This window comes from Pelagirhabdus alkalitolerans (genome assembly GCF_900096905.1).
GTDB lineage: Bacteria > Bacillota > Bacilli > Bacillales > Amphibacillaceae > Pelagirhabdus > Pelagirhabdus alkalitolerans.
Genome location: NZ_FMYI01000001.1, coordinates 379,451 through 404,347 on the forward strand (window position 1 = coordinate 379,451; position 24,897 = coordinate 404,347).

The window sequence follows — 24,897 nt, forward strand, 5'->3', positions numbered from 1 at the left end:
TTAAACTAAAAGCAACTTCTTTACACAGCGTGAGTGTGCTAAAAAGTTGCTTTTATCATTATAATGAGATACTTTAAGGGATTTAAATAACGTACTCAACAACTTCATCAAACTCATTTAAGTAAACAATTGTTGCCTGATAAGTCGTTAGGTCAATGTGTAACGTGCAATAAAGATGATCCTTTGCAAAATGTAATGTCACTTCATCATCACGACTATCTAGCACTTTAAAATCACCATTAAATGCATCGTATTCATTACGAAATCGAATTAATTCTGTTAGCCTTTTAACTACGTCCTTATTAAATGCTGCTTCTATTTGCTCAATCGTAAAGTTCTCACGATTTATTTCTCGTCCATCACCTGTTTCATTTACCTTCTCTTCATTATTTTCTCCTGCTAATAAGCCTACATAATAAACTTGCGGAATACCAGGTGTGAAGAATTGTATAGCTCGCGCCGCTAAATATGCATCATCATTTTCATTAAGTACTGAGTAATACGTACAGCGAATTTGATGGACATCGAACCCATCTTCACTTTTATGTTCATCTGACAAAATCAGGCTCAAATTAGAACCACGTTTGACAGCTTCATCAACAATGGATTGCGCTTCTTTCGTGTCAATTAAATCATCTAGATCTGGCTTAACAGGAATACCATCATGACAATCAAGCATGGTGAATTGCTTGTGTGGTCGATCTTTTAGATATGATTTGAGCGCGTCGGATCGTCGATTAATCAGTGTTTCTAATACTCGATACGGTAAAATGAAGTCATAAATCCAATAGCCTTTTTCAGCTAACTTATATTGTGTCTCATAATGGGCATGTACTTCTGGAAGCAAAGTAATGCCTCGCGCATCAGCAATACTTTTGATCCATTCTAGAAATTGATAAATATCTGGTTCAACAAAAAAGCAACTTGTACCAAGTTTCTTGATAATATACCCTACAGCATCTAACCGAACAATGCTAACATTGTTGGCTTTAAAATTATCAAAGAAATCCACAAACAATTGCTTTACCTTTTCTGAATGCACATCTAAATCAATTTGTTCACTAGGATCACTCTTACCGAAAGTCGTCCAAACTTGTTCTTCTTCTCCTGTATTTTCAATCGTAAATGTTGAGTAAGGACGCTTTCTTCTTAAAAACATTTTATTTATATCCTCTTCTTTTGGTTGACCATCTTCCCATATTTTATCTAATGTTATAAAGTAATCAGCATATTCTGATTGACGTCCTTTTTTAAAAAAATCTTGAAAGTACGGGGATTGTTTGGAAATATGATTGACCATTAAATCAAGCAATACATCATGATTTTCGCCAATAGAACGAATATCTTCCCAACTGCCAAATTCAGGATCGATCTCAAGATATGTCAATGGAGCAAATCCTCGATCACCAGATGATGGAAAGGGCGGAAGTATATGAACACCACCAGGAAATAAGTTTTGTAATTTCTCTTTCATCAACTGATCTAGAGCTTTTAGATCCCCACCTAAAGAATCTGGATACGTAATGAGTTGTACTTTGTTTTTCAACATTATTTAAGCCTCCTCTGCCACATCAAACATGGTGTAGTGCGGTAAATCAACAACAGCTCCTACATATTTCAATTTAAAAGCACTAACCGAAAATCCTAGTTGGAGCGCTTGTTCGATCGTCTGATTCTGCGTCAGTCCTACATAAAATCCTGACCAAAACGCATCACCAGCCCCTGTTGTGTCGACAACCTCTGTTGATACAGCTTCAAAATGTTTTTTGTCACCGTTGATTGATACAATAGCACCTTTTTCGCCTAATGTCATAATGACAAAAGGGACACCGTAATAATGAAATTTATCTATTTGATTATCATGCGTATCTTGACCAAATAGGCGCTCAGCATCATCTTCTGAAGGTTTAACAATATCGATGTGTTTCAATAAATTTTTAATGTAAGAAATACCATCTTCTTCATCCCAAAGAAAAGAATGATAGTTCGGATCAAAACAGATCATCGTCTTATTTTTTTTAGCGACAGAAATTGATTGTTCAATCAGATATCTCGATTTCGATTTAGAAATCGGCCAACTAGATAGGTGCATAATCTTCGATTCTTTAATAGCGCTCTCTAGTTCTTGATTCATTTCTAAGTCGTAATCAGCCCCCCTATAAAATATAGGAATAGGCGTTCCTTTACTTTTATTAACAACCACCATACTTGTTGATTTTTGACTTCGTTGGATTAAACGTGCACTAAGACTAGATTGTTTTATTTGATTCACTAAGTAGTCACCTAAGCTATCTTGCCCAACGGATGCAACCAACTTAGCTCTGCTACCCAGTCGGTTGACATTCATCGCGATATTAGCAGGCGACCCACCAAAATGACGCTCGAATTCACCACTTACCAGTTGGTCACTATAATCTTTAGCAATCATATCCACTAGTAATTCGCCCATTGTCAACAAATCATTCGGTTTATTCTGAAATGGTATGGCATGATCAAAGTCAAACATCACTGCACCCCCTCTCTTTTAATTCACAGCAGATAAACGATATAACGTACTATTAAAGTCGCGATTTGGGTATGGAATATTTAACCCAATTCGCATTAATTCGTCTCCACCGTAAATGGCATCTAATTCTTCTACTTTATAGTCTTTATCCGGATCAAGACCTGATAATTTAACGGATTTAAAAGGGCCATTTGGTTCGGCTAATTGATTTACATGGATGAATACAGCCTCCGTTTTGTCCTGGTTAACATGAATTGATCCATAATCTTTTTCGTTAAATGGGTTAACAAGGCGATAAAAGTCGCCAAATTGAATGGTCTGTCTGACTGTTTTATAAAAATCAACTTGTTGCTTAATTTCTTGGATATCCTCTTCTGTCAGCTTCGTTACATCTAACTCATAGCCTAAGTTCCCATCCATCGCAACATGCCCTCTTGTTGAAAGAGGTGTTATTCTCCCTACTTGATGATTAGGTACTTCTGATACATGTGACGCCATTGAACTAATTGGATATACTAGACTGGTTCCATATTGAATTCTCAGTCGTGAAATGGCATCCGTATTGTCACTTGTCCATGTTTGAGGCATGTAATGTAACATACCAGGATCATAGCGCCCACCACCACCTGAACAACTTTCAAATAATATATCTGGAAAACGCGATGTAATCTTTTCTAGAACATAATAAAGACCTAATATATAACGGTGTGCGACCTCTTTTTGTTGATCCTCTGGCCAGAACGCAGAACCAATCTCTGTCATGTTTCGATTCATATCCCATTTCACATAATTAATTGGTGCTGACTCTAAAATGACAGAAACGCGTTTGATCATCTCGTTACAAACATCTTCACGTGAAAAATCAAGAATGAGTTGATTACGTGCTTGGGAACGTCTGCGATCCGGAACATGAAGACACCAGTCAGGGTGTTCTTTGTATAGCTCACTTTCTGGTGATACCATTTCAGGCTCAAACCATAAACCAAATTGCATTCCTTTTGCGTTTATTTTTTCTGCTAAAGCATTCAAACCATTCGGAAGTTTCTCTTGATCTACAAACCAATCACCTAAAGAAGTAAAATCATCATGACGTTTACCGAACCATCCGTCATCAAGAACAAATAATTCTATACCTGCATCTTTTGCACGATCAGCTATGTTCAAAATCGATGTCTCATCGAAATCAAAGTATGTTGCCTCCCAGTTATTAATTAGGACTGGTCGTTCTTGATCGCGATACCTTCCTCTTATTAATCGATCTCCGTAAAGGTTGTGATAGATACGCGACATCTCACCAAGACCTTTAGAGCTATGAACCATGACAACCTCAGGCGTCTGGAATGTTTGGTTATGTTCTAATTTCCATGAGAAATCAAAATCATTGATCCCTATATTTACACGTGTTTGCTCTGTTTGGTCGACTTCAATTTCAGCCTTGAAGTTCCCGCTATAGACGAAGCTAAATCCGTATGCTTCTCCGCATGTTTCTGTTGTCTCGGGACGTACCAAGGCAACAAAAGGATTTTGGTGATGGCTACTTGATCCTCTTCTCGACTCCACTGATTGTGACCCTCTCCGAAGTGCTAAACGTTCAATATCTCGTTCCCTAACATGAGCACCTGGTAAGTTAATCATCTCAAACTTAGAATCTCTAAAATCAACATTCATTGATTGAACTTTTTCAAGTCGCACCGTTTCTTTACCTTCATTTCGATATTTAACAGAGCGCGTGATCGCACTGTAGTCATGATAGACTGTATATTGTAAAGTCACTTTTAACCGAATGACGTGATCATATAGATCAATTTCCAATGTATCAGCTTCGGATTCATTTTCTGTGTAAGTAGCTGGAAGACCTTGCAATTTGGGTTTTCCATTATATATACGATGTGTTAAATATCGTAGATCCGTTATTCTAGAGCCGTTGTTTTGATCAATATAAACCGCTGGTGAACGGAAATCGGTATTACCATATCCAGGATATTCTTGAGGTAATGTATCAAGCGAAAAGCTACGGTCATCGCTATTAGGGTTCGGTGAAAAGCCTCGATCTCTATAGCGAAGCGGTCTTGGCATTCTTGCTTCACGCACTCGTTCTCCCCAATAAAGATGTGCTAAGTAACCCTCGTTAACAATTTGCATCATATAACTGGTTTGTATTGTTTGTAAGTGAAACGTTCTATCTACCTCATTAAAGAAAATTGCCATCTAAAATCCCTCTTTCTTTACAATAATCATCATTAACCTTTAACAGAACCAGCAGCTAAGCCTTTAATAAACTGTTTTTGTAAGAATAAGAATAGAACCACCATTGGCAGCATCGCAATGATCGATGCAGCACCAACTAGCTGCAAGTTGTTTGCATTTTCTCCAAAGAATCTTGATAGGGCAACTGTCATTGTATGAACAGAGCGATCTTGTAGGAAGAAAATCGCAAATTGGAAGTCATTCCAGATATAGACACATGAGATAATTAATACAGATGCTGTTACGGGTTTCAGTAATGGAAATACTATTTTAAAAAATATTCCTGGCGTGCTTGCTCCATCAATCCTTGCCGCTTCTTCTAATGACTTAGGAATCGTAGAGCGAATAAAACCTGAGTATAAGAAGATAGTTAAAGGAAGGAATGAAGCCACATTATTTAAAATGGCGACTGTTCTAGTATTCATTAACCCAATTGACACAACCAGTTGATAAAGAGGAACTAAAGCAGCTAACGGAGGAATGATCATCACTGAAATAAACAAATAGTAAACAACTTTATTTAACTTTGTTTGTTTTCTAGCCAGAGGATACGCTGCTAAGGATCCCACGAAAATCAAAATCGTTGCTGCGAAAAAGGTTATAAAAGCCGTATTAAATAATGCTGAACCTAAATTCGCCATTTCCCATGCTTCACTAAAGTTTTCCCAGTTAATATCACTCGGTAGGACCCATTTAGAACTAAAGTCACCCCGCTCTTTCAACGCTGTCGTAATAAGTACATAAAATGGAACAAAGTGAATAACAGCTAGAAAGAAAGCCAATATAGTTAACAGTTTCTTTTTCATTATGCTTCAACCTCCTTGCTACGAAAGTATATTAATGCACTAAAGCTTAAGATTAAAATAACCAACATCATTAACACACCTTGTGTGGCGGCATAACCTGCATCTTGACGCGAGAAGTAAAGGTTATACATGAAAGTCGACATAGATTGAGAAGCCATACCCGGTCCACCATTGGTTAATGCAATGATGACATCAAATAATTTCAATCCACCTATAATATTGATCACGACGTTAATCGTAATAGATGGCATTAATAGAGGGAGTGTAATTTTTTTGAACTGTTGAAACGATGAAGCACCATCAATATTGGCTGCTTCGTAATATTCACCGGAAATACTTTGTAGACCAGCTAAATAAATAATCATCGCTACCCCAACGAATTGGAATGTATTCACAAATACAATGATCCATATATTCGCATCAGGGTTTCCTAATAAGTTTACTGGGTCTCCGCCAAACAACATTATAATGTCATTAAGTGCTCCGCCTTGATAAGCGAAGAAGAAGTACCAAATATAACCCATAATTAATGGACTAATGATGACAGGTAAATAAATAATAGTTCTCGTAATAGCTTTAAATTTGATACTTTGATTAAGCAAAATTGCATAAAGTAAACCGACTACATTTTGCAAAACCGTACTTCCCACACCATACAGAAGCGTATTTCTTAAAACTAACCATGTATTATTGTCACTAAGCATACGCGTATACTGATCAAGTCCAACGTAGTTGTATGTTTGTGAAAAACCGTCCCAATCCGTAAATGAAATTCTTATACCATTCAAAAACGGGTATAAGATGAAAAATCCGATAAATAGCAGGGCGGGAACATACATATACCATAATGAATCGTTTATGTTTTTAAATCGTGCTGTTTTAATTTTTTGCATCATTACCACCTCGATTTTTACAACGAGTGAGAAGAGCTCACTCGTTGTATTAAGTCATTGATCCACAAATTTATTCTTCATCGTATAAACGGTTATATTCTGCAGCCATTTGCTCCGTTACTTCTTCAGGTGTCATTCTGCCCGATAATAACTCTTGTGCTGTTTCACCGTAAACATCCCACATGCCACTTGGGAGAAATTCACGATCAAAATATGGTTCGACAATTACGTCATCATATTCTTCATAGAAATCTTGGTAGTAAATTTCCGCTGAAACATTTTCTAAGCCAGATGGAAGGTTTGTGCCTTCTGCCACTTTTTGTGCAATATCAGGTTGTGCTAAAAATTCAATAAATTGCTTAGCTTCTTCTGGATGGTCACTGTTTTGGGCTACAGCTAGTGTGAAACGCTCGCCACCAATCCAACTCTTCTCACCGCCATCATGAATAGGTGGAACTGGCATGATACCTAATTCTATATCCTCATTCAATTCATGAATTGAATCCACAGGAAGCGTTCCCATTACAAAACCAATTTTATCTTGAGCGAAGAGTTGCGTTTGTTCATGTGTCTGTGCTGTTAAAACATCAACATTTAATAAATCTTCTTCTTGCATTTGCAGAAGTTTTTCAGGTAAATACGTATACTCATCCCAACCGTACTCTCCTGCTTTTAATTCTTCTGAATAATCATGATCTTCGTGTGTTACTAAAAGTGGTGTTGACATGATATCTAGGAAATAACCTAATGAATATCTGTCTGAACCCGGGAACCATAACGGCGTCACTTCGCCATCACTTTGGTCTCTAATTTCTCTTAAAGCATCCATTAATTCATCAAAAGTTTCTGGAACATCGATATCATACTCTTCTAATATACCAACATTGTATGTTAAACCATCATTTGCTTGATTCATTGGATAAGCATAAACTTTACCATCGTCATCAGTGATAATGGGCTCTAAGGATGGATCTAAATTATCAACCCAATCCATATCACGAAGATCCATCGTGTAATCACCGTATCTATTTACAGCCCAACCATGTGTATCAAAAAGATCAGGCATATCATCTGCGCCCATGCGAACACGCATCATACTTTCATACTCGCTTGTTGGGAAATTATAATCAATTTGAATATGATCATTTTCTTCTTCAAACCGCTCTATTACTTCTTCAAAAATAGCTTGATCACTTTCATTTGTTACACTTGAGAATAGTGTTAATTCTACTGCTTCTGCCTCTGAATCTCCCGCTTGATCGTTACCATTTTCATCTCCATTACCACAACCAGCTAAGACAAGTGTTATTAATACAGCGAAAAGAAAACCTTTAACATATTTTTTCATCATTCATTCCTCCTGAACTTAATTTGTTAAGCGTTTACAAATGGACTTAAATAAAAAAATTAAACCCAAAATCCTTAAACCCTTATGATGTAAGTGTTAAGTCATCACCTCTTTATTTGAATCAATTTGTGATTAAAGAATATCATCATCAATTTTATATGTCAATCGTTTTCATAAAATTGATGATGAAAACGCTGTTTATATTCAAAATTTAATCACACAAGCTTGTCTAGCGGGAGTTTAACTGTGTGAAATCGTTTAATATATGCTATAATGGCAATCATAGATTTAAATCATAAGAAAATGAGGAATGAGTATGGTAGGTATTAAAGAAGTTGCAGAAAAAGCTGGCGTGTCCGTCACAACCGTTTCAAGAGTGATGAATAACCGCGGTTATATTGGCGATAAAACAAGGAAAAAAGTAGAAGATGCCATTAAAGAGTTAGATTATTCACCGAATCAAATTGCACGTACATTATTAAAAAACCAATCTTATTTAATTGGACTCATTGTTCCTGAATTAAGTCACCCTTTTTTCAGTGAATTAATCCACTGGATTGAAGAATATGCTAGTAGAAAGAACTATAAGATTATTATTTGTAATTCTTTGCAAAATGCACAAAAAGAAGCTGATTATTTAACGATGTTAAGAGAAAATAGAGCAGATGGGATTATTATGTGTAGTCATACATTAGAGATTGAAGAGTACAAAAAAATCAACATTCCAATTGTTACCTTCGACCGCATTATATCCTCTAGTATTCCTTATGTTGCGAGCGATAATTACCATGGCGGTGAACTTGCAGCTCAGCACCTTATTGAAAAAGGATGTAAAAATCTTCTACATATCTCCGGGCCTTTAGAGTTTGATATGTTGTCGAATAGACGAGCTGATGCATTTCAGCTTACGTGCTCAAGACACAAAGTCAATTGGGAGGTTTTAGAAGGTGCCAACATTGAAGCCACATATGCAGATAATTGGCGTTTTATTGATGAAAATCTTAAGGCATCTCTATCGAACTATGATGGGATATTTTGCAGTAATGACTTAATGGCCTATACACTTGTTACCTATGCAAGGCACATGGACATTCAGATTCCAGAAGAGTTAAAAGTAATGGGTTATGATTATCATAGTTTCACTCGCATGCTACAAGAGCCTAAGTTGACAACAATTAAACAGCCAATTGAGCATCTAGGCAAGAGTCTATCTCGCACACTAATCAAACAAATTGAATCGAAAGATCCTGACCATAATATACAACCTACAATCTATGATATTGATCTAGTAATTGGAAACACAACATGATAAAACCGCTCAGCTTTATTTTGGCTGAACGGTTTTTGTATTTAACGAAATATAGTATATTTTACTTTCTACTTTTTAACTTTTAAACTCTCATGATAATAAACTTTGAAAAAATACTTGAATATGATCCTACTAGTTGATATTCTCTACTAATTGCCCGTAATTATTTGTCATATTTGTGACATTTATGTGTTTATTCCATTTTCACCTGTGTCAATCATTTAGATTATTCATAAATCTGCCGATACTATTAGTGGTATTATTTTTTGTCTTCATTTGTCGATTGAAGGTGAACAATCCTCATTTAGATGCTAGCGTTTATGTTAGCATATTCCCTTCTAAGTTATACACTTCAATGACATAACATGCTGAAAATACATACCATAAATCACATTAAAACGGAGGAATTACTTCATGAATGCTATACAAGAAATGAAGCTAAATGATATAAAGACGAAAAATAAGTTAGCACTGATTGCCTTTTTAATCTCATTATTTAGCGGTTTTATATTATCAGCTTTAGACGGTGATGTTTTTAGATCTTTATTTTACGGAACAGAAATTATTTTGTTAGTCGTTCTTTATTTTGTATTTAAGCTTTTGCTTAAGAAAGACCAGCTTTATCCTTATGTATTCATCATTGTCGCTATGGTCTATACGATCACAAGTATCTTTTTATTAGAAAGTACACTTTCGATCACTCTGATCTTTTTCTTTTTACTTGTCTTATCAACGATTCATTTAATGAAACCACTCTTTTTCTTAGGACTTATAACAGGGGCAGTTGGTATTTCTTTAAATGCAACGATGCAAACAGGTGAAGCTGTTTATTTAGAAGACAACTTAACATTGACACTTGCAACTTATCTATTAACCGGGTTACTCGCTTATATATTGATTCACTTAAATCATAAACAACAAGCGATGATTGAATCATTGTTGTTACAAACAGAAAAAGAAGCTGCTGAAAAAGAAGCGTCACGTCAAAACTTGAAAACTCAGGTTGATACCATTGTAGAGCACTTATCCTCTATGAACGAAAAAGTACAAGCAAACCTTTCTTCTCAAGGTGAGATTGCTACGGCTATTAATGAAGTCGCAACGGGAAGTACCGATCAAAGTGAGAAAATAGCTGACATTAGTGGCTTTGCTAGTCAAACATTAGCAGAAGCAAAAACAATGTTGGAAGAATCAGATAAACTGAAAGAAAATGTTACACAATCAACGTCTACTGCAAACCAAGGCGTACAACTGCTTCAAGAACTTGTTAATAATACAAAACAATTACTCGTCGATTTTAAAAGTATGCACGAATCGTTTAACGAGTTATCTACCAAAATTGATGAGACGAACACATTCTCAGAAAGTATTATTCAAGTTAGTGAACAAACAAATTTACTCGCTTTAAATGCTTCGATTGAGGCAGCTCGAGCTGGTGAGGCGGGTAAAGGATTTGCTGTTGTGGCTGAAGAAATTCGAAAATTAGCTGAAACAACGAACCAAGCTGCTGAGAGTATTACAAGTAACTTAAAAGATGTGAACGATACGCACCATTTCACATTAGAAAAAATGCAACACAACTTAACGATGAGTGAAGATAACTTATCGCGTGCCAATGAAGTCGATCAAGCCTTTGGTACATTAGCCGGTTATTTAGACCAATTGAGCCAACAATTCAATCAATTTGAAACAAATGCCCAGCAAGTAGAAAATAATACAAACCAAGTCAGCTTCCAAACGAATGATTTAGCGGCCATTATCGAACAATCATCTGCTAGTTTAGAAGAAATGAATGCGACAATTGAAACGTTAAACAAACAAAATACAATCGTCGCCAAAGAAATGGATGAAACAGAGAGCACAGCAAAAAAATTAGTTGAATAAATTCAAAAACACTGCCATATCCACTATTTGTGAGTATGGCAGTGTTTTCACTAACGTTGCAATGACACACTTAGCTTTGTTTTGGTGATTGTGATTAACGGCTTTTGGTGTATCGTTTAAATAAAAAATAAAGTTATGTTACGATCATCTCACAAACTTGATGTCTTCAGTTCAAAAGGAAACGAGGTGAGAGGGAAATGAAAAATGAACATAAGCCGATAAAGGAAACTAACAAGGAATCAGTGACAACGATTCTATTAATCATCGCTTCAATTGGAATATTTGGTTTTATTATGTCTATGAATATGAATATATTTCTAACGCTTTTAACCATTTATCCTATAGCTAGTTTTGTCATTGGATTAGTCAGCTATATCGTATCCAGACGTGTTTGGATTGGCGTTGCTTCTGTACTTTTAGGCGGATTATTTTCTCTTTTACCCTACTTCACTGCAGACTACTGGGTATTTGTAATTTTATATACGTTTGTTAGCTTGTTAGGGGCACTAATAAGTAAATTGATTATGTATATTGGACAAGAACTAAATACACGTAGACAGTCTGTGAAACAATGATTTGAATTTCGTGTCAATCTACCAAATAAAATTCAACAAACTACATAAGAGGCAGCAACGGTAGCTTGAATGCCTTGAAAAAGGATGATTTGATGTTCACACTAGGTCGTGCAATTGACATGCGCTATAAAAGCAATATCATGATTTTAGGTTTAACGTTAATGGCCGCAATTTTAGGCTGGATTTTCACAGGAGAAGGGGTCCTCGGACTATATTTAGGTGGTGGCGTCTTCTTAAGCTGGGCTTTAGCTAGAGAACTTGATCCTGCCCATGCGTTATCAGCCTTTGTGGTAGCTATCCTATCTTTTTCAACGTTTCTCTCTACGAATCCAATTCAGGTCACCTTAATATTCTGGTTACTTCTTTTAATGAGAGTCGTCAACAGAATTACTGGGAAGAAACTGACCTTAGTCGATGTCGTGTCTACATTGGGGTTCACTGTCTTTCTATCATTCTCCCGTGAAAACAGTCTGTATTTGCTGCTCTTTATGGTGGCGATCGTTAGCTTGGTGATCATCGGTGAACGGTCAATGTTCGTCCTGATCTCTAGTAGTTTCACTGTTATCTTATTTCTAGGACAGACGATCTTTATGGACAGTTTGAGCTTTATTTCTTTAGGTGAACTAGACTATTTAACGGGTAGTCTACTTATTTTAACTTTTCTATCTGTTCCACTATTTTGGAAACTATCAAAAGCTAACATCTTAGATGACTTGGATAAGAAAGTTAGTTCCGTGCGCATTTTTTCCAGTCAACTCGTGTATGCTCTAGCCATTATTCTCTTCACTTTATACGGTAGTCTGACGATTAACGATCAGCTGATTCACCTTGCTGTTATATTAGGAATAATGCTTTATCACCTTAGTGTGCGTGTATTTATCTTTAAATATTAACTTATGGAATACACACTAAAGGTCGATGGTGAGTTGACTCCTCATCGTCGGCATTTGACGTGATCCGAAAAAGCGATTTCTTAATCATTTTTATTATTCGAAATGACCTTTATTATTTGTATCGTGATGACAGTTAAAAAAACCAAATGAAAAATGGCTAACCCTATATATTCCCATGTTGCGACATCCCCATCTAAGATTACGTTAAAAACCACTAAATTTAAAAACAAGAAAAGTAAAATTGAAAGTATTAAATTTACAATTGTATTTTCAGTGAAATTCATGAAACCCGCTCCTTTCCAGGAAAATACATACCTCTTTTTAACATTTTTAAATCGAATAGTAAACCTCAAAAAACTAAATGAAGGTACGAGTAATCATGCTAAAGATCCTGAAACTCTAAACGAAAAACGATCCCTTATCACATGGATTGACCGTGATTAAGGAATCGTTCTTCGCTTAGGCTTTACTTCGATAATTGGCATTATGTGCTTTTAATGTTTTGTCTTTTCCAAATAAGAAATGCTTCTCCATATCTGGTGAATATTTTGAATTGATCGTTTCAATCCCTATCGCTTCAGCAACCGATCTCAACATCGCAGGTGATGCTCCGCAACAAAGACCGATGTAATTAATCCCAATCTGATGTGCTTCTTTTGCCCACTCGGCTAGTTCATATCGATTGTGATAGAGTGGGTCGAGTGATGTTGGGAACGTCGTCTCCGTCGGTAAGTGACAACTGCATCCACCATCCGGTAAATTGAAAAACGTTGGGTGATCGTCTGTTGTTCGATACGGGATCGGAAGCCCCGCCACATAACCATCGACCGCTTCACGTACCTTTTCTAAATAAGGTTGCATCGTATCAGGTCCTCGGAAGCAGTTCATCCCAACAACGAGTGCGCCTTTCTCTGATAGAATTCGACACGACTCTTCAACGGTGTATCCGTCTCGCATGATGTTCTCACCCATTAATCCTAACGTGATCACAGCTTCTAACCCTTGTCTTTGAATTTCTTCAAGCGCAATGACGGCTTCTTCATGGTAATAGAAGGTTTCGCCATTAATGAAATCAACACCTTCTTCTTTACACCACTCAAGCATTTCACGAAACATGCTTCTCACTTTATCTTTAGATGCTTGATCTTCGGGATCAAAGATATTCGTATTGGAAATGTTCCCTGCGACCAATGCTTCTTCAGTTGGGTGCTCTTTTGCGACTTCTTTGGCTAGACGAATCGCTGAACGGTTCAGTGGCTCCAGTAAATCCTCTTTACCGATAATCCGCATCTTCTCGCGATGAGCATTGTACGTAAAGGCGAGTACAACATCTGAACCGGCGTTCATGTAATCACGATATGTTTGTTTTAACACATCCGGATGTTCAAGTGCCACTTCTGGCACAAACGAACCGGCCTGTAAGTAGCCTCTACGCTCCATTTCAAATAAATACCCTTCCCCGGCAATAACGGGACCTTCTTTTAACCTTTGTTCTAACGATCTTTTTGCCATTGTTTGAACCCCTCTCGACTTTTCATTGTATAGGTAGTGTAGCACTCATGACCTGTAGTGATGAAACACGAAAATACTATGGTTTGCTATAGCATCAAGCTATACCGAATCTACTTCTTCATGAATCGTTTCTTTTAAATACTCAATATAGCGCGTCGCTAATGGACTCATCGTTACATCTTTATGTTTAATAAAACCGACTTCAATCGATTCATCGACCTCTAACGGGATCGCCACAACATCATCATTGTTAATGTCATAGCTGATGATCCCTGTCGAAATCGTATACCCATTCAAACCAATCAATAGATTAAATAAAGTCGCTCGATCACTGACACGAATGTTTTTAGGCCTTGAAATTGTATTTAGTATTTCTTCTGAGAAATAAAACGAGTTATGATCTCCTTGTTCAAACGATAAGTAAGGAAACGGTGTGAGATCATCAAGGGTTACAGCATCCTTTACTGCAAGTGGATTGTTTGAACTAATAAAGACGTGTGGTTTGGCAGTAAAGAGGGTTTCAAACACTAAGCGTCCTTCTTTTAAAAACTTCAAGATGACTTTTCGGTTAAAATCATTTAAATATAAAATGCCAATTTCACTTCTGAGGGTCTTCACATCTTCAATAATATCAAAGGTGCGCGTCTCCCTTAATGCAAAATCATATTCTTTGGGGTCAATCTCTTTCAGTAATTTCACAAACGCGCTAATCGCAAACGCATAATGCTGAGCTGTGACTGAAAAATGGTGCTGGGGTGCCTGTGTCTTTTCAAAATAACGGTTTTCAAGTAATGCCGTTTGTTCGATCACTTGTCTTGCATACCCTAAAAACTCTGATCCTTCAATCGTTTCAACAATCCCTTTATTCGTCCGTAAGAAGATCTCAATGCCTAACTCTGCTTCCAGTTCACGAATCGCATTGGATAGACTCGGCTGACTGATATATAAATTATTGGCTGCTTGACTAATCGATTGCTCTTTGGCCACTTCGATCGCATATTTTAGTTGTAGTAATGTCATGTACCTTCTCCTCACTCTCATAAAAACTTTCTATTAAGGTAAAATAGCAAATGCTCGAACCGGAAAGCCAGATGCATTCTCAAACTTAGGTGCGACAGTGAAGATGATCGAGCCTTTAGGAGGCACTTGATCTAAATTCGTTAATAATTCAACCTGAAATGTATCTTGTTCAAGCACATAATATTCTGCTACTAAACGTCCGTTTTTTTGAATATCTTTTGCTGCATCTGTATCAAAGGTTTCATGACCGATCGCCTTGATCTTTCGTTTATCGAATAAAAAGGTTAAAGCCTCAACTGACCAACCTGGCGTATGACTTGAGCCAAATTCATCTTTGTTCTCTATAGCATCTTGGTCAGGCCAACGCTTACTCCAATCTGTACGAAGCGCTACAAATGTATCCGGATCAATCTCACCATATTCTTTTTCAAACTCTAAAATATCCTCAACTTGCAGTGTGAAGTCAGAGTTTTTCTTAACTGCTTCTGACTTATCAATGACCACTAAGGGTAAAGCCAATTCTTTTAACGCTAATTCATCTAAGTAACGTTGCTTCGGAACAAAATGGATGGGTGCGTCAATATGTGTTCCGTATTGGCCTGGAAATGAAAAGTTTTGCACAAAGAAACCATCACTATGGTCAAAAGCCGTACTCACCTCCGCATTTTCTAATGCTGCAAAATGTGGAGAAGCCGGACCAAACGTATGCGTCAAGTCAACCCATCTCTTTTCTTTTAGTTTTTGTAGAGCTGTTAATACATCACTCATAAAGCGATCACCTTACCTTTTTAAATTTTTAAACAAAGCTAAATCGTTACGACCTTATGATGACATCCCATTCTTCAACAGCTTTTTATTACGCCAAAAAACCTCTTCTAAAAAGATAGAAGAGGTTTGCATCAACTGTTAGGGTTTCTCTTCTTATCTTTTCAAGCTTTTAGCTTGCTGGAATTGGCACAGTACTTAATAAGTCTGTTGCCGAGGCTTCAAAGGGCCAGTCCCTCCACCTCTCTGGATAAGATCGTATATAATTTTGAAAATTTAGAATGTTTCTATACAATTTACTTCATTCGAAACAGCCTGTCAATACATAATGGATAAATATAGATTTTTTCATTGTGCACACTTTTCTTCTTTTGCTCGTTCTGCATTTCCCTGACAATGAACAGGTACACACGCCCCTTTCAATGGACAGGCCTCACATGGTTCGCTTTTAGTTTTCCGCTTTATTTTGACATAGAGTCGATATGCGTATAAGGCTAGACCGATCACGACTAAAGCTTCAATCATGCTCTCCCTCCGATCTCACTTCTTTCACTAACGTTCTTACCAATCGATCAACATAGTGGCATTTAAATGTTTTAAAAGGCAGATTCATCAAACTTGCGTAGATCACAATACTCATGACTAAAACAGACGCATGGACACTATACAGATGATGTAAATAAAGGCTCATCACGGTCAAAAATGCAGCTGATGTGACGGGTAAGCCTATATAATGTTCCTTTTGATTTGTTGCGTTAAAATGAGCTAAACGTCTTAAGGCGTGATATAAATAAAAGAAGCTAAGCAACAACCGAAGTGGAAATGGAATCGTTGTGGCAACAAGTTGAATCCAACAAGCCCCACCAACGCCAAAGGTCACCATATCAGCGAGACTATCTAACTCTTTTCCAAATGATGAGGATTGATCCAATAAGCGCGCAACATAACCGTCAACTCCATCACATATAATCGCTAAAAAGAAAGCGATCAGTGCATACGAGATATGACCCTCGATTAAGAAAAATAATTGAAGTAATCCAAAACAACCATTTAAGATGGTGAAGCTGTTTGCCAAGTGTTTATGAACCACTTGATCACCTCCATGCTGGCAAGATACAATCCACTCACTATAAAGACACCGTAATACGTGATAAACCGGAATAAAAGAGCCATTTCAATCGCTGTTGAATAGTTGGTTCCGTGCGATGTTAATCCAAAGACTAACGCTGCTTCAAATGTCCCCATTCCACCCGGTGTGATCGGTAGATTGCCTGCAAAATAGCTAAATAACGTGATGCCAATCAGCTGAATATAACTAATGGATAGATCGTAATGAAGACCTAAGATCCATAGTTTTAACGGAAATAACAACCAAACGAAACTATTGATCGTCAACAACCGGATTAAAATAAAGCCGCCTAACTTAACCAATTGTTCTTGGGCCTCTATGGCGAAACCTCTCACTTTTTCACTCTTCAAACAGACGAAAACAACTGTTGCGATAAGTATAAACAGGCCGACCAATCGACCGATCGTAACATGTGACATAAGCTCATACCCAAACAAAAACATAAGAAAGGTCAAGCTAACGAGAGATAAGCTTTTTCCGATCAAAATCATGGATAGGCAACGCGATTTTGTAGATTGGGTTATTGTTTCGATATAACGCATTTTGACCACTTCACCGCCTACTTTCATCATAGGGGTGATGACATCAAAAAAAGTGCCTAATAATTGCATATGAAGACTTTGAAAGTAGCGAAATGACACGTTTTGCTTCTGAATGATCATTTTATTCTGCCAAGCTAGTAAAATAATCGTCAATAATTGCAAGCCCGCCATCACGGTTAAATGCTTGACTGGATAGTCGCTCGGTAGAGTCATAGACCGAAACACATAAAAAGTTGATAGAATGAGTACACTATAGATCACGATTTTTCGTTTTAACATGGCTTTAACACTCTACGCATACTCAAATGAATCTTTTCGATTAAGCAACGTCTGACAATCAGTACTTGATCACTTTTTAATTGTGACTCAATATGGTCGACAACTTGCTCCTTAGGTATCACCTGTTTAGCCACATGGATGATTTTGTAGTGACGAATATCGATAAGGGATCCTTCAGCCAATATTGATTGAATCCCACCTACATCATATCTAGAAAAGTACTGTTCCATTTGTTCAATCGCTTTTGGGTCTATATCCACGACATCCACTGGATTGTTCGTCCAATAATGGATCGAGCAAGCCGTCTCCGGAAGTGCTCCTCCACCAATACAAAGTACACGTCCTGTTTGATTGCTATAGACACGCCTAAGCTCAAGATGTGTCAACAAACGGTAATAGCCAATGAAGAGCCAACGCACACATGCAAAACGATGCGCCATTTTTTCAAGCTTACTCGTTAATGTGAGTCGTAATTTCATGATTAAAATGCTAGCAAACAATCGCCAGCGCCCCGCCTCCTTTTTCATAAATTTATAACACTAAATGGCCGATTTGATTGACAAGCGTTCCGACAACGAGCGCGATGCCGATCGTTGAAACAAAGACAAGGATGCCAAAACGCAATTTAAATTCCTTAATGATCACCATTAAAACGGACAAACACGGTAAGTAAAAGAGCGCAATCATCGCACCCGTTGTTAATTGCAGCGTGGTTAAATCCATTTCAAGTAGTGGCATGACAGCTAGCTCACGCCTGATAATCCCAAGTAAAAGCGCAAGGCTTGCCTCTTTTGGCAGACCTAATAGATTGACCATGACAGGTTCAATCCATGAACTGATCGCAACAAGGGCATTCGTTTCGACTAAAAATGCTGCCAGTAAGATCCCTAACACCATCGGTACCTCAGCTTCAAAAATAAAATGCTTCATCCGATACGTTAATTTTTTAATAAACGCTGTCCGGTCCGGCATTAAAAGTGGCGGTAAATCGATAATGACAGGCTCTCGTTCTGTTTTTAAGAATTTATGCATGATCCACCCTGTGAAAACAATCACAATTATAGACATAAGAAAAACAAAACCTAAGGCCAAAAGTGACCGATCCCCCAGTAGTGCGATAAAAGCACCTGTTTGTGCGGTACAAGGCACACCGACGGATACCATCATCGTCACCATTAGACGCTCTTTTCTTGATCTAAGCGTTCGCGTACCAAGTATCGCTGGAACCGAACAGCCATAACCGAGCATAAATGGAACAATTGCTTGTCCAGGTAAGCCCATTTTTGAAAATAACCCATCTAGTAATACCGAAACACGCGCAAGATAACCTGTATCTTCAAATAAAGAGAGAATAATATAAAATAAAAAGACATAAGGCAAAATCAATGCAAATGGCCACTCAATGCCTTTAATCAACACACCATATTCTCCAATTAATAACTGTTGCAAAAGACCATCACTCGTCAGTTGTGTGATCAATCCTTCAATAAAGGGCCGCCACACACCATTAACAAGAGGAAGTAGAATGACAGATCGAATGGCTTTTCCGCCTCCAACGACAAATCCTATCGCTAATGCCATCGAGAAAAATAAAAAGAACAGCCCATAGACTGGATGAATCAACAGATGATTGAGTCGATCGCTCCATAATGTCTCTGATGGTTCACGTTTTATCGTTCGGAGTGCTTCTACAAGTGGCGGTAGCGTTCGATTAACGTCTTGCGTTTTTAAACTGAAAATCTGTTCTTTTGCTTTTTCTACCCAATCATTGTCTGTTGCTTTGATCATTAAAAACGGAACACCTAGCTTTTCACTTAATGCATCGACATCAACAGAAATGTTTCGCTTCATAGCCAGGTCACTAAAGTTGATTAAAACCAATGTTGGCTTTTGTTTATTTAATAATTGATATAAAAAAGGAAGCTCTCGCTCAAGTTGCGTTCCATCTAGAACAACGACTAAATCTGTGTTAGGTTGCTCCAACCAATGATGGGTTAATTGATCTGTCTCTGTCTCACCATCAAGCAGGTACACACCAGGTGCATCTGTTAAAAGGTGTGACTTTTGTTTATGACTTATATGAGCTTGTAAGACATCGACCGTTGTCCCTTCATAATTGGCACTTTGAACATGCCGGTCGGTTAATTTAGAAAAAACAACACTCTTTCCGACATTAGGTCGACCCACTAGCAATGTATGAGACTCACCTTTTCGTACTTCTTCTTGATTATGACAAGACATCTTCTGTCCATTCCTTTACTCTAATTTTTCTCGCCAATTGATGGTCAATGGCAATTTGTCGCTTATTAACCTCAACGATCACTGGCCCTTTAAAAGCTGAATGGCTAACACACGTAAAACACCCTTTAGAATGAATACCTAATGCTTCCAAACGTGGATGATCTGGACAATCCATCACACAATACGTTTTTTTAGGACAACTCTGATTGAGAGGAAACATACCTAACACCCACCTTTTAATTGATAACGATTCTCATTATCGATAATAACAGAATATCCCGATAAATGTGTGAACATTTTGTGAAATAATGAACATATTGAGAAAAATGTGGCTGTAAACCTGTAAGAAAAAAACGTTTTTGATTTGATAGACTGAATTGGTATACTTAAAAAGAGATTAGGCGTTAATGAGAAGGAGACTTAGTGATGAAAACTATTATTTTTGATGTTGATGATACATTATATGATCAAGCGCAATCCTTTCACGACACCTTTAAAGCGTTGATTGATGATACGTATAGCTATGATGAGATTGATCGGATTTATCGAACGAGCCGCGAATATAGTGAAGACTTATTTGATCAAAGTGAAAAGGGTGAGATTTCTGTACTCGACTGGCAAACGGGACGTATTTCAAAAGCACTCTTCGATTACGGGATTGAAATCGATGACAAAAAAGCGCTCGCCTTTCATGAACGATACAAAGAGGCTCAAGCGAACATTACACTTTTCCCTGAAGTAAAAAGACTGCTAGAACAGTTAAGCCAGAAACCCGTTCGACTGGCTGTCTTAACAAACGGAGAAGAAAAGCACCAACGAATGAAGATCACGCAACTTGATTTAACACGTTGGATTCCTAACGATCATATCTTTATATCTGGCGCTTATGGTGTAGCTAAACCTCACCCAGATATTTTTAAACACGTAGAAGAAGCCATTGATGCTCGGAGTGAGGCATGCGTTTATGTTGGGGATTCATTTGAAAAAGATATTATCGGCGCCAAACAAGTAGGATGGCAAGCCGTTTGGATGAATCATCGCAAAAGACAGCCTGACACAGAGAGTCTGTATCAAGCTGACAAAGAAGTAAAGAGTGCTGAAGGATTGGCTGACACACTTTTAACTGACTATACGATTTAATGCTCATCGATCATGAAGAGCTTTTTTATTTCGACTCAAATCGTAACTATTACGCTTTACAAACTAAACTTTATATGTTTTAATGAATAAATCGTAATGATTATGATTTAAAACGGGGAGTGAGCTTACATGCAGCGCGTAAAATACGAATACCTTCGTAAACGGGCGATTCGGAAACAACCAGCTGATGATCAAACGTTGCTAAGAACCTATGAGACGTTTGAAGCGAAGCTAATCGAACAAGCACAATCTGAACAAGACTTACTTGATTTAATGCAGAGAGAGCGTCCCTTTCTTATGGCGGCCAAAACACTGCATTTAACAGAGTCTGAAGTCTATAAACGCATGCAACGTCTTGAAAAAGTCTTGAACGACACCGTTCATCGTGATGCAAAGCACTTACATTGGATCGATGTATCCAACTCACTCCCCCATCAGGCATCACACTTTACTGGTGATACCAAAACGTTCCTATTAGCGATGCAAAGCCAAACGCATCTTAAAACAAAGAAAAATCAGAAAGGGGGATGACAGCACATGGCTAAAAAATCAAAAGTCGCTAAAGAAAAAAAGCGCGAAGCACTAATTGAACACTATGCCGAAAAACGTCGTGAACTAAAAGCTAAAGGCGATTACATTGGTTTATCAAAATTACCAAGAGACTCGGCACCCTCACGCCTCACACGTCGTTGCCAAGTCACCGGTCGACCACGTGGAGTCATACGTAAATTCGGATTATCTAGAATCGCATTTCGTGATCTAGCTCATAAAGGGCAAGTTCCAGGTGTTAAAAAATCAAGCTGGTAGCTCCTAAAAGGAGAACCTTAATTGGTTCTCCTTTTCGTCTTTGGGCAAATATTATTGAAGTTATAAAATTCATTCAAATAAATAATAAACAAGTGTTAGGTTGTTCTGTATTGGCTTGTTAAGAGTGGGGGTTAATGCAAGAAAAAACGCATAAGATGCGTCTTAAAATGGATGTCCTGTTTAATCTGAAAGATCCAGAAGAAACCGAAAAACTTTACATGAATGGTATCATCATTTGATGGATTGAAAAGCGAATGATCTGTATTCTATGCCATTGAATTTTAATCAGTATGCTGAACGATCAAAATACCATTGCTTTAAGACTTCTCCTTATCTTGATTCTTTCTTGTATTAAAAAGGTAAATGATAGGAGGAACAGCTAATAATATATAAATAGTCGCAAATACATCGCGATCGAGGATATCTGTCAATTCCACAATATACATGACAATTATGATGCTACCTAAGATGAAAAAGCCTTTCGCCATTTTTTTTTGAAATGTTAAGGCATCCTCTGAACTTAAATCTTTAATGATATGTTGCAGAAGAATTTGACCAGACCCTTTATAGTAGATATAACCGACGCCAAACATGAGTAAAGCTAAAAAGAATTGAATAAATAAAACCTCCTTTACTAGTTTCGTGGGGTTTTGTGGGTTTTATATTTTCAACACCCATTAAACCAATTAACCATCCCGCTAATAAGCATTAAGTCGATTATTAAATGATACAAAATAAAGCTTTTATAGCGATCGAATCAAGATAATATAGATAAAAGAGTAACCATACCCATAAATAGTCCAACAATAAAGCCTATGGTTAAACTATATTTAACCGTTGTCGACCAACGATTAGAATTAATAGTGAAATATTGCTCCATAAATTTCATATTAACCTCCAATCAATAAATAGCAATTGTGAAATTAAGTCATATAGCTATTTATTTAATTTTGAAATTTTTTCAGAAAACATTATAATGATTGTTCCAGCAATATCAGGCATTAAAAAAATGTTATATACATTCAGAATCCAAAGCAAATAACCAGTTAATATCATCAATCCAAAAGAACAAACAAAGAAAACACCCAATTTAACAAGTAATTCCTTTTGCATATAAAAAAACTTTCGATCGTAAATAGCTTTAGGGCGCATCCTAATTGATCGACTAGTTTTATCCTGCCTGATACAATATTATCTTGCTTGTCAATCCCCATTAGCCTCCCCAATTTTAAAGTTGGTTTTACACCACATTGCTTAGAGACTTTAGCTAAACATGCTAAATTACAATCTTTTTCATCCTACATCTTAATGTAATTAAGATTTATTATAAGTCTAATGTTACAGTTAAATAAATTATAACACCATGACTTTTATTGTCGATTTATGCCATTTTTAAAATTCACTTACAAAGTTCCTGGTGTTGAAAATCAAGCTGGTAGATGCTAAAAGGAGAACCGTAATCGCTTCTCCTTTTTTATGTTAAAATAACAATTAATACCGCTTCAGAGGCCTCGTTCTTAAAACACATGAGGTTCAGTGTATTCAAAGAGGAGGCTTTTCATGAATTCGAATAAAGCGACAAACGATGAAACTTCAGTTATTCTGACTAGGTTTAAAGCTTTATTTTTTGACTGGCTATTTATCTGCTTATACTTGTTAATTTTACTCAGTATTTCACTGGCACTTTACTTTCTAGTTTTAGACGGCATCCCAGAATTCACAAACATACAATCACAATTGATCGCTACTTTAACATCTGTTCTTCCTATAATCGTTATTTTCTCAATGATGGAAGGATCCGAACCTTTTGCATCTTGGGGAAAAAGAAAATCAAACTTAAAAGTCCTTTACAATAATCAGCCATTGAAAAGAAGTATAGTCAGAAATACGATCAAATTTCTACCTTGGCAATTAGGACACATGAGTACAATTAATGGTATGTATCATGACTTCAATACGCTTTATTCAATGGTGTTCTTTGTTTTATCGATGGCTTTACCCATTAGTTATATTCTGATGGTCTTCTTAAGAAAAGACAGCCGACATTTAGCTGATCTTTTAACTAAAAGCAAAGTTGTGAAAGTTGAGAGGAGTATATAAGGGATGAACGAACAGCATTCGTTAAACAAAATAAGTGATCCACACGTTCATAATCAGTCTGGGTTTATCAGTTATGGTCACAAGCCTGCCAATGCGCACAAGTGGGGACCTGGTGTACGTGATGTTTATGCCATGCACTATATCATTAAGGGGAAAGGTGTGTTTAGTACGAGAAAGGACACTTTTCATTTGGAAGCAGGCGATAGTTTTATCATCTTTCCTTATATGGAAATTTACTATTACCCAGATGCTGAGGATCCTTGGGAGTATGTTTGGGTTGAGTTTAATGGTGAAGAAGCGATGCGGTTATTAGAACAAACCACGTTGTCGATTGACAGACCAATTGCTTTAAAAAGCCCTAAATGCTTAAAATCCTTATTTGAAATTACGGAGAACGATCCGATGAAACCTTTTGTTAAAGCACGTTGTGATGCTAAACTACGCATGTTATTGTCCTATTATATGGAGTATTATCCTAGAAAAACACACGCTTCTCAGATCGATTATGTCGAACAAGCCAAACAGTTTATTCATCATCATTATTGGAAAAACACGTTAAGAGTATCGGATATAGTGGATGCTGTGAACATCGAACGAAGTTATTTGTTTCGTTTGTTTAAAGACGCAACAGGGTTATCCATCTCGAGCTATTTAACTAGCTATAGAGTGGAACAAGCCTGTGAATTGCTGAGTTCATCTGACTTGTCTATCAAATCCGTTGCTTATTCTGTCGGGTATAAAGATCCGCTATATTTCTCACGCGTCTTTAAAAAGACAGTGTCACAAACACCTTCAGCGTATGTGACACAAGTCAGTCATGTTAACGAAACAACACACACATCCCAGAATCTCGATAATATTGAATGAGCCTCTCTATCGGTTCACGACCACATTCTAACTG

Annotated in this window: 26 protein-coding genes and 1 riboswitch; of the genes, 9 read left to right on the top strand and 17 right to left on the bottom strand. The window is 37.1% G+C overall.

Annotated features, from left to right (window positions below; translation table 11 throughout):
• Positions 1 to 82: 82 nt before the first annotated feature.
• The 6 genes from gtfA to BLR62_RS01755 all read right to left on the bottom strand — a co-directional run bounded on the left by gtfA (position 83) and on the right by BLR62_RS01755 (position 7,800).
• Positions 83 to 1,552: a sucrose phosphorylase gene (gtfA, locus tag BLR62_RS01730; RefSeq protein ID WP_090792341.1), complete on the bottom strand. Its 1,470-nt coding sequence runs from the start codon at positions 1,550 to 1,552 to the stop codon at positions 83 to 85.
• Positions 1,553 to 2,506 carry a carbohydrate kinase family protein gene (locus tag BLR62_RS01735; RefSeq protein WP_090792342.1) on the bottom strand — a complete coding sequence of 318 codons (954 nt, stop codon included), beginning with the start codon at positions 2,504 to 2,506 and terminating at the stop codon, positions 1,553 to 1,555.
• Positions 2,507 to 2,524: 18 nt separating this feature from the next.
• Positions 2,525 to 4,714 carry an alpha-galactosidase gene (locus BLR62_RS01740; protein WP_090792345.1) on the bottom strand — a complete coding sequence of 730 codons (2,190 nt, stop codon included), beginning with the start codon at positions 4,712 to 4,714 and terminating at the stop codon, positions 2,525 to 2,527.
• A gap of 32 nt (positions 4,715 to 4,746) precedes the next feature.
• Positions 4,747 to 5,559, bottom strand: a complete 813-nt coding sequence (locus BLR62_RS01745) for a carbohydrate ABC transporter permease (protein ID WP_090792347.1) — start codon at positions 5,557 to 5,559, stop codon at positions 4,747 to 4,749.
• On the bottom strand, positions 5,559 to 6,452 hold the full coding sequence (locus BLR62_RS01750) for a carbohydrate ABC transporter permease (RefSeq protein ID WP_245719371.1): 894 nt from the start codon (positions 6,450 to 6,452) through the stop codon (positions 5,559 to 5,561). The genes BLR62_RS01745 and BLR62_RS01750 overlap by 1 nt, the downstream gene beginning before the upstream one ends.
• A 70-nt stretch (positions 6,453 to 6,522) precedes the next feature.
• Complete coding sequence (locus tag BLR62_RS01755) at positions 6,523 to 7,800, bottom strand: ABC transporter substrate-binding protein (protein ID WP_090792352.1); 1,278 nt, start codon at positions 7,798 to 7,800, stop codon at positions 6,523 to 6,525.
• A 316-nt stretch (positions 7,801 to 8,116) separates the two neighbouring features.
• On the opposite strand from BLR62_RS01755, the gene BLR62_RS01760 reads away from it, so the two are divergent.
• The 4 genes from BLR62_RS01760 to BLR62_RS01775 all read left to right on the top strand — a co-directional run bounded on the left by BLR62_RS01760 (position 8,117) and on the right by BLR62_RS01775 (position 12,461).
• Positions 8,117 to 9,109: a LacI family DNA-binding transcriptional regulator gene (locus BLR62_RS01760; protein WP_090792355.1), complete on the top strand. Its 993-nt coding sequence runs from the start codon at positions 8,117 to 8,119 to the stop codon at positions 9,107 to 9,109.
• A gap of 414 nt (positions 9,110 to 9,523) precedes the next feature.
• Positions 9,524 to 10,993: a methyl-accepting chemotaxis protein gene (locus tag BLR62_RS01765; RefSeq protein WP_090792358.1), complete on the top strand. Its 1,470-nt coding sequence runs from the start codon at positions 9,524 to 9,526 to the stop codon at positions 10,991 to 10,993.
• 197 nt (positions 10,994 to 11,190) lie between these two features.
• Positions 11,191 to 11,568 carry a hypothetical protein gene (locus tag BLR62_RS01770; protein ID WP_090792361.1) on the top strand — a complete coding sequence of 126 codons (378 nt, stop codon included), beginning with the start codon at positions 11,191 to 11,193 and terminating at the stop codon, positions 11,566 to 11,568.
• 74 nt (positions 11,569 to 11,642) lie between these two features.
• Complete coding sequence (locus tag BLR62_RS01775; RefSeq protein WP_176759182.1) at positions 11,643 to 12,461, top strand: hypothetical protein; 819 nt, start codon at positions 11,643 to 11,645, stop codon at positions 12,459 to 12,461.
• A 459-nt stretch (positions 12,462 to 12,920) separates the two neighbouring features.
• Here BLR62_RS01775 and BLR62_RS01785 read toward each other — a convergent pair whose 3' ends face one another.
• The 9 genes from BLR62_RS01785 to BLR62_RS01820 form a co-directional block, all read right to left on the bottom strand.
• Positions 12,921 to 13,973, bottom strand: a complete 1,053-nt coding sequence (locus BLR62_RS01785) for a homocysteine S-methyltransferase family protein (RefSeq protein ID WP_090792368.1) — start codon at positions 13,971 to 13,973, stop codon at positions 12,921 to 12,923.
• A 99-nt stretch (positions 13,974 to 14,072) separates the two neighbouring features.
• Positions 14,073 to 14,993: a LysR family transcriptional regulator gene (locus tag BLR62_RS01790; RefSeq protein WP_090792371.1), complete on the bottom strand. Its 921-nt coding sequence runs from the start codon at positions 14,991 to 14,993 to the stop codon at positions 14,073 to 14,075.
• Between the two features lie 33 nt (positions 14,994 to 15,026).
• Entirely contained in the window at positions 15,027 to 15,761 is a 735-nt protein-coding gene (locus BLR62_RS01795) for a cyclase family protein (RefSeq protein ID WP_090792374.1), read from the bottom strand.
• Between the two features lie 150 nt (positions 15,762 to 15,911).
• Positions 15,912 to 16,015: riboswitch (SAM riboswitch) on the bottom strand.
• Between the two features lie 91 nt (positions 16,016 to 16,106).
• Positions 16,107 to 16,283 carry a hypothetical protein gene (locus BLR62_RS12410; protein WP_176759183.1) on the bottom strand — a complete coding sequence of 59 codons (177 nt, stop codon included), beginning with the start codon at positions 16,281 to 16,283 and terminating at the stop codon, positions 16,107 to 16,109.
• Complete coding sequence (locus BLR62_RS01800) at positions 16,276 to 16,848, bottom strand: CDP-alcohol phosphatidyltransferase family protein (RefSeq protein ID WP_176759184.1); 573 nt, start codon at positions 16,846 to 16,848, stop codon at positions 16,276 to 16,278. The genes BLR62_RS12410 and BLR62_RS01800 overlap by 8 nt, the downstream gene beginning before the upstream one ends.
• A complete protein-coding gene (locus BLR62_RS01805) occupies positions 16,809 to 17,708 on the bottom strand; it encodes a lysylphosphatidylglycerol synthase transmembrane domain-containing protein (protein WP_090792379.1) in 900 nt (299 codons plus the stop codon). The genes BLR62_RS01800 and BLR62_RS01805 overlap by 40 nt, the downstream gene beginning before the upstream one ends.
• Positions 17,702 to 18,187, bottom strand: coding sequence for a class I SAM-dependent methyltransferase (locus tag BLR62_RS01810; protein WP_176759185.1), 486 nt, complete (start codon positions 18,185 to 18,187; stop codon positions 17,702 to 17,704). Before BLR62_RS01810 ends, BLR62_RS01805 begins: the two co-directional genes overlap by 7 nt.
• A 52-nt stretch (positions 18,188 to 18,239) precedes the next feature.
• Positions 18,240 to 19,949 carry a ferrous iron transporter B gene (locus BLR62_RS01815; protein ID WP_090792386.1) on the bottom strand — a complete coding sequence of 570 codons (1,710 nt, stop codon included), beginning with the start codon at positions 19,947 to 19,949 and terminating at the stop codon, positions 18,240 to 18,242.
• Positions 19,936 to 20,169 carry a FeoA family protein gene (locus BLR62_RS01820; RefSeq protein WP_090792389.1) on the bottom strand — a complete coding sequence of 78 codons (234 nt, stop codon included), beginning with the start codon at positions 20,167 to 20,169 and terminating at the stop codon, positions 19,936 to 19,938. The genes BLR62_RS01815 and BLR62_RS01820 overlap by 14 nt, the downstream gene beginning before the upstream one ends.
• Before the next feature lie 206 nt (positions 20,170 to 20,375).
• Here BLR62_RS01820 and BLR62_RS01825 point away from each other — a divergent pair, with 206 nt between their 5' ends.
• The 3 genes from BLR62_RS01825 (at position 20,376) to rpsN (ending at position 21,896) form a co-directional block, all read left to right on the top strand.
• Positions 20,376 to 21,089 carry an HAD family hydrolase gene (locus tag BLR62_RS01825; RefSeq protein WP_090792392.1) on the top strand — a complete coding sequence of 238 codons (714 nt, stop codon included), beginning with the start codon at positions 20,376 to 20,378 and terminating at the stop codon, positions 21,087 to 21,089.
• 129 nt (positions 21,090 to 21,218) lie between these two features.
• Positions 21,219 to 21,620, top strand: coding sequence for an AsnC family protein (locus tag BLR62_RS01830; protein WP_090792394.1), 402 nt, complete (start codon positions 21,219 to 21,221; stop codon positions 21,618 to 21,620).
• 6 nt (positions 21,621 to 21,626) lie between these two features.
• On the top strand, positions 21,627 to 21,896 hold the full coding sequence (rpsN, locus tag BLR62_RS01835) for a 30S ribosomal protein S14 (protein WP_090792397.1): 270 nt from the start codon (positions 21,627 to 21,629) through the stop codon (positions 21,894 to 21,896).
• A 317-nt stretch (positions 21,897 to 22,213) separates the two neighbouring features.
• Here rpsN and BLR62_RS12415 read toward each other — a convergent pair whose 3' ends face one another.
• Both BLR62_RS12415 and BLR62_RS12505 read right to left on the bottom strand, forming a co-directional pair.
• Positions 22,214 to 22,489, bottom strand: a complete 276-nt coding sequence (locus tag BLR62_RS12415; RefSeq protein WP_090792400.1) for a hypothetical protein — start codon at positions 22,487 to 22,489, stop codon at positions 22,214 to 22,216.
• 343 nt (positions 22,490 to 22,832) lie between these two features.
• Positions 22,833 to 23,009: a hypothetical protein gene (locus BLR62_RS12505; RefSeq protein WP_218119743.1), complete on the bottom strand. Its 177-nt coding sequence runs from the start codon at positions 23,007 to 23,009 to the stop codon at positions 22,833 to 22,835.
• A gap of 447 nt (positions 23,010 to 23,456) precedes the next feature.
• Between BLR62_RS12505 and BLR62_RS01850 the strand changes: the two genes are divergently transcribed.
• Together BLR62_RS01850 and BLR62_RS01855 are read left to right on the top strand one after the other, a co-directional pair.
• Positions 23,457 to 23,996, top strand: coding sequence for an RDD family protein (locus tag BLR62_RS01850; protein WP_090792406.1), 540 nt, complete (start codon positions 23,457 to 23,459; stop codon positions 23,994 to 23,996).
• Positions 23,997 to 23,999: 3 nt separating this feature from the next.
• A complete protein-coding gene (locus BLR62_RS01855) occupies positions 24,000 to 24,863 on the top strand; it encodes an AraC family transcriptional regulator (protein ID WP_090792409.1) in 864 nt (287 codons plus the stop codon).
• The last annotated feature ends 34 nt before the right edge of the window (positions 24,864 to 24,897 follow it).

Excerpts from the sequence above, each read along its gene's own strand:
- BLR62_RS01765 (WP_090792358.1), top strand. The coding sequence starts at position 9,524 with ATGAATGCTATACAAGAAATGAAGCTAAATGATATAAAGACGAAAAAT.
- rpsN (WP_090792397.1), top strand. The coding sequence starts at position 21,627 with ATGGCTAAAAAATCAAAAGTCGCTAAAGAAAAAAAGCGCGAAGCACTA.
- BLR62_RS01855 (WP_090792409.1), top strand. The coding sequence starts at position 24,000 with ATGAACGAACAGCATTCGTTAAACAAAATAAGTGATCCACACGTTCAT.
- BLR62_RS01790 (WP_090792371.1), bottom strand. The coding sequence starts at position 14,993 with ATGACATTACTACAACTAAAATATGCGATCGAAGTGGCCAAAGAGCAA.
- BLR62_RS01735 (WP_090792342.1), bottom strand. The coding sequence starts at position 2,506 with ATGTTTGACTTTGATCATGCCATACCATTTCAGAATAAACCGAATGAT.
- BLR62_RS01745 (WP_090792347.1), bottom strand. The coding sequence starts at position 5,559 with ATGAAAAAGAAACTGTTAACTATATTGGCTTTCTTTCTAGCTGTTATT.
- BLR62_RS01810 (WP_176759185.1), bottom strand. The coding sequence starts at position 18,187 with ATGAAATTACGACTCACATTAACGAGTAAGCTTGAAAAAATGGCGCAT.
- BLR62_RS01825 (WP_090792392.1), top strand. The coding sequence starts at position 20,376 with ATGAAAACTATTATTTTTGATGTTGATGATACATTATATGATCAAGCG.
- BLR62_RS01740 (WP_090792345.1), bottom strand. The coding sequence starts at position 4,714 with ATGGCAATTTTCTTTAATGAGGTAGATAGAACGTTTCACTTACAAACA.
- BLR62_RS01795 (WP_090792374.1), bottom strand. The coding sequence starts at position 15,761 with ATGAGTGATGTATTAACAGCTCTACAAAAACTAAAAGAAAAGAGATGG.
- BLR62_RS12505 (WP_218119743.1), bottom strand. The coding sequence starts at position 23,009 with ATGCAAAAGGAATTACTTGTTAAATTGGGTGTTTTCTTTGTTTGTTCT.
- BLR62_RS12410 (WP_176759183.1), bottom strand. The coding sequence starts at position 16,283 with ATGATTGAAGCTTTAGTCGTGATCGGTCTAGCCTTATACGCATATCGA.
- BLR62_RS12415 (WP_090792400.1), bottom strand. The coding sequence starts at position 22,489 with ATGTTTGGCGTCGGTTATATCTACTATAAAGGGTCTGGTCAAATTCTT.
- BLR62_RS01830 (WP_090792394.1), top strand. The coding sequence starts at position 21,219 with ATGCAGCGCGTAAAATACGAATACCTTCGTAAACGGGCGATTCGGAAA.
- BLR62_RS01755 (WP_090792352.1), bottom strand. The coding sequence starts at position 7,800 with ATGAAAAAATATGTTAAAGGTTTTCTTTTCGCTGTATTAATAACACTT.
- BLR62_RS01805 (WP_090792379.1), bottom strand. The coding sequence starts at position 17,708 with ATGTTAAAACGAAAAATCGTGATCTATAGTGTACTCATTCTATCAACT.
- BLR62_RS01785 (WP_090792368.1), bottom strand. The coding sequence starts at position 13,973 with ATGGCAAAAAGATCGTTAGAACAAAGGTTAAAAGAAGGTCCCGTTATT.
- BLR62_RS01850 (WP_090792406.1), top strand. The coding sequence starts at position 23,457 with ATGAATTCGAATAAAGCGACAAACGATGAAACTTCAGTTATTCTGACT.
- BLR62_RS01770 (WP_090792361.1), top strand. The coding sequence starts at position 11,191 with ATGAAAAATGAACATAAGCCGATAAAGGAAACTAACAAGGAATCAGTG.
- BLR62_RS01760 (WP_090792355.1), top strand. The coding sequence starts at position 8,117 with ATGGTAGGTATTAAAGAAGTTGCAGAAAAAGCTGGCGTGTCCGTCACA.
- BLR62_RS01750 (WP_245719371.1), bottom strand. The coding sequence starts at position 6,452 with ATGCAAAAAATTAAAACAGCACGATTTAAAAACATAAACGATTCATTA.
- BLR62_RS01815 (WP_090792386.1), bottom strand. The coding sequence starts at position 19,949 with ATGTCTTGTCATAATCAAGAAGAAGTACGAAAAGGTGAGTCTCATACA.
- BLR62_RS01820 (WP_090792389.1), bottom strand. The coding sequence starts at position 20,169 with ATGTTTCCTCTCAATCAGAGTTGTCCTAAAAAAACGTATTGTGTGATG.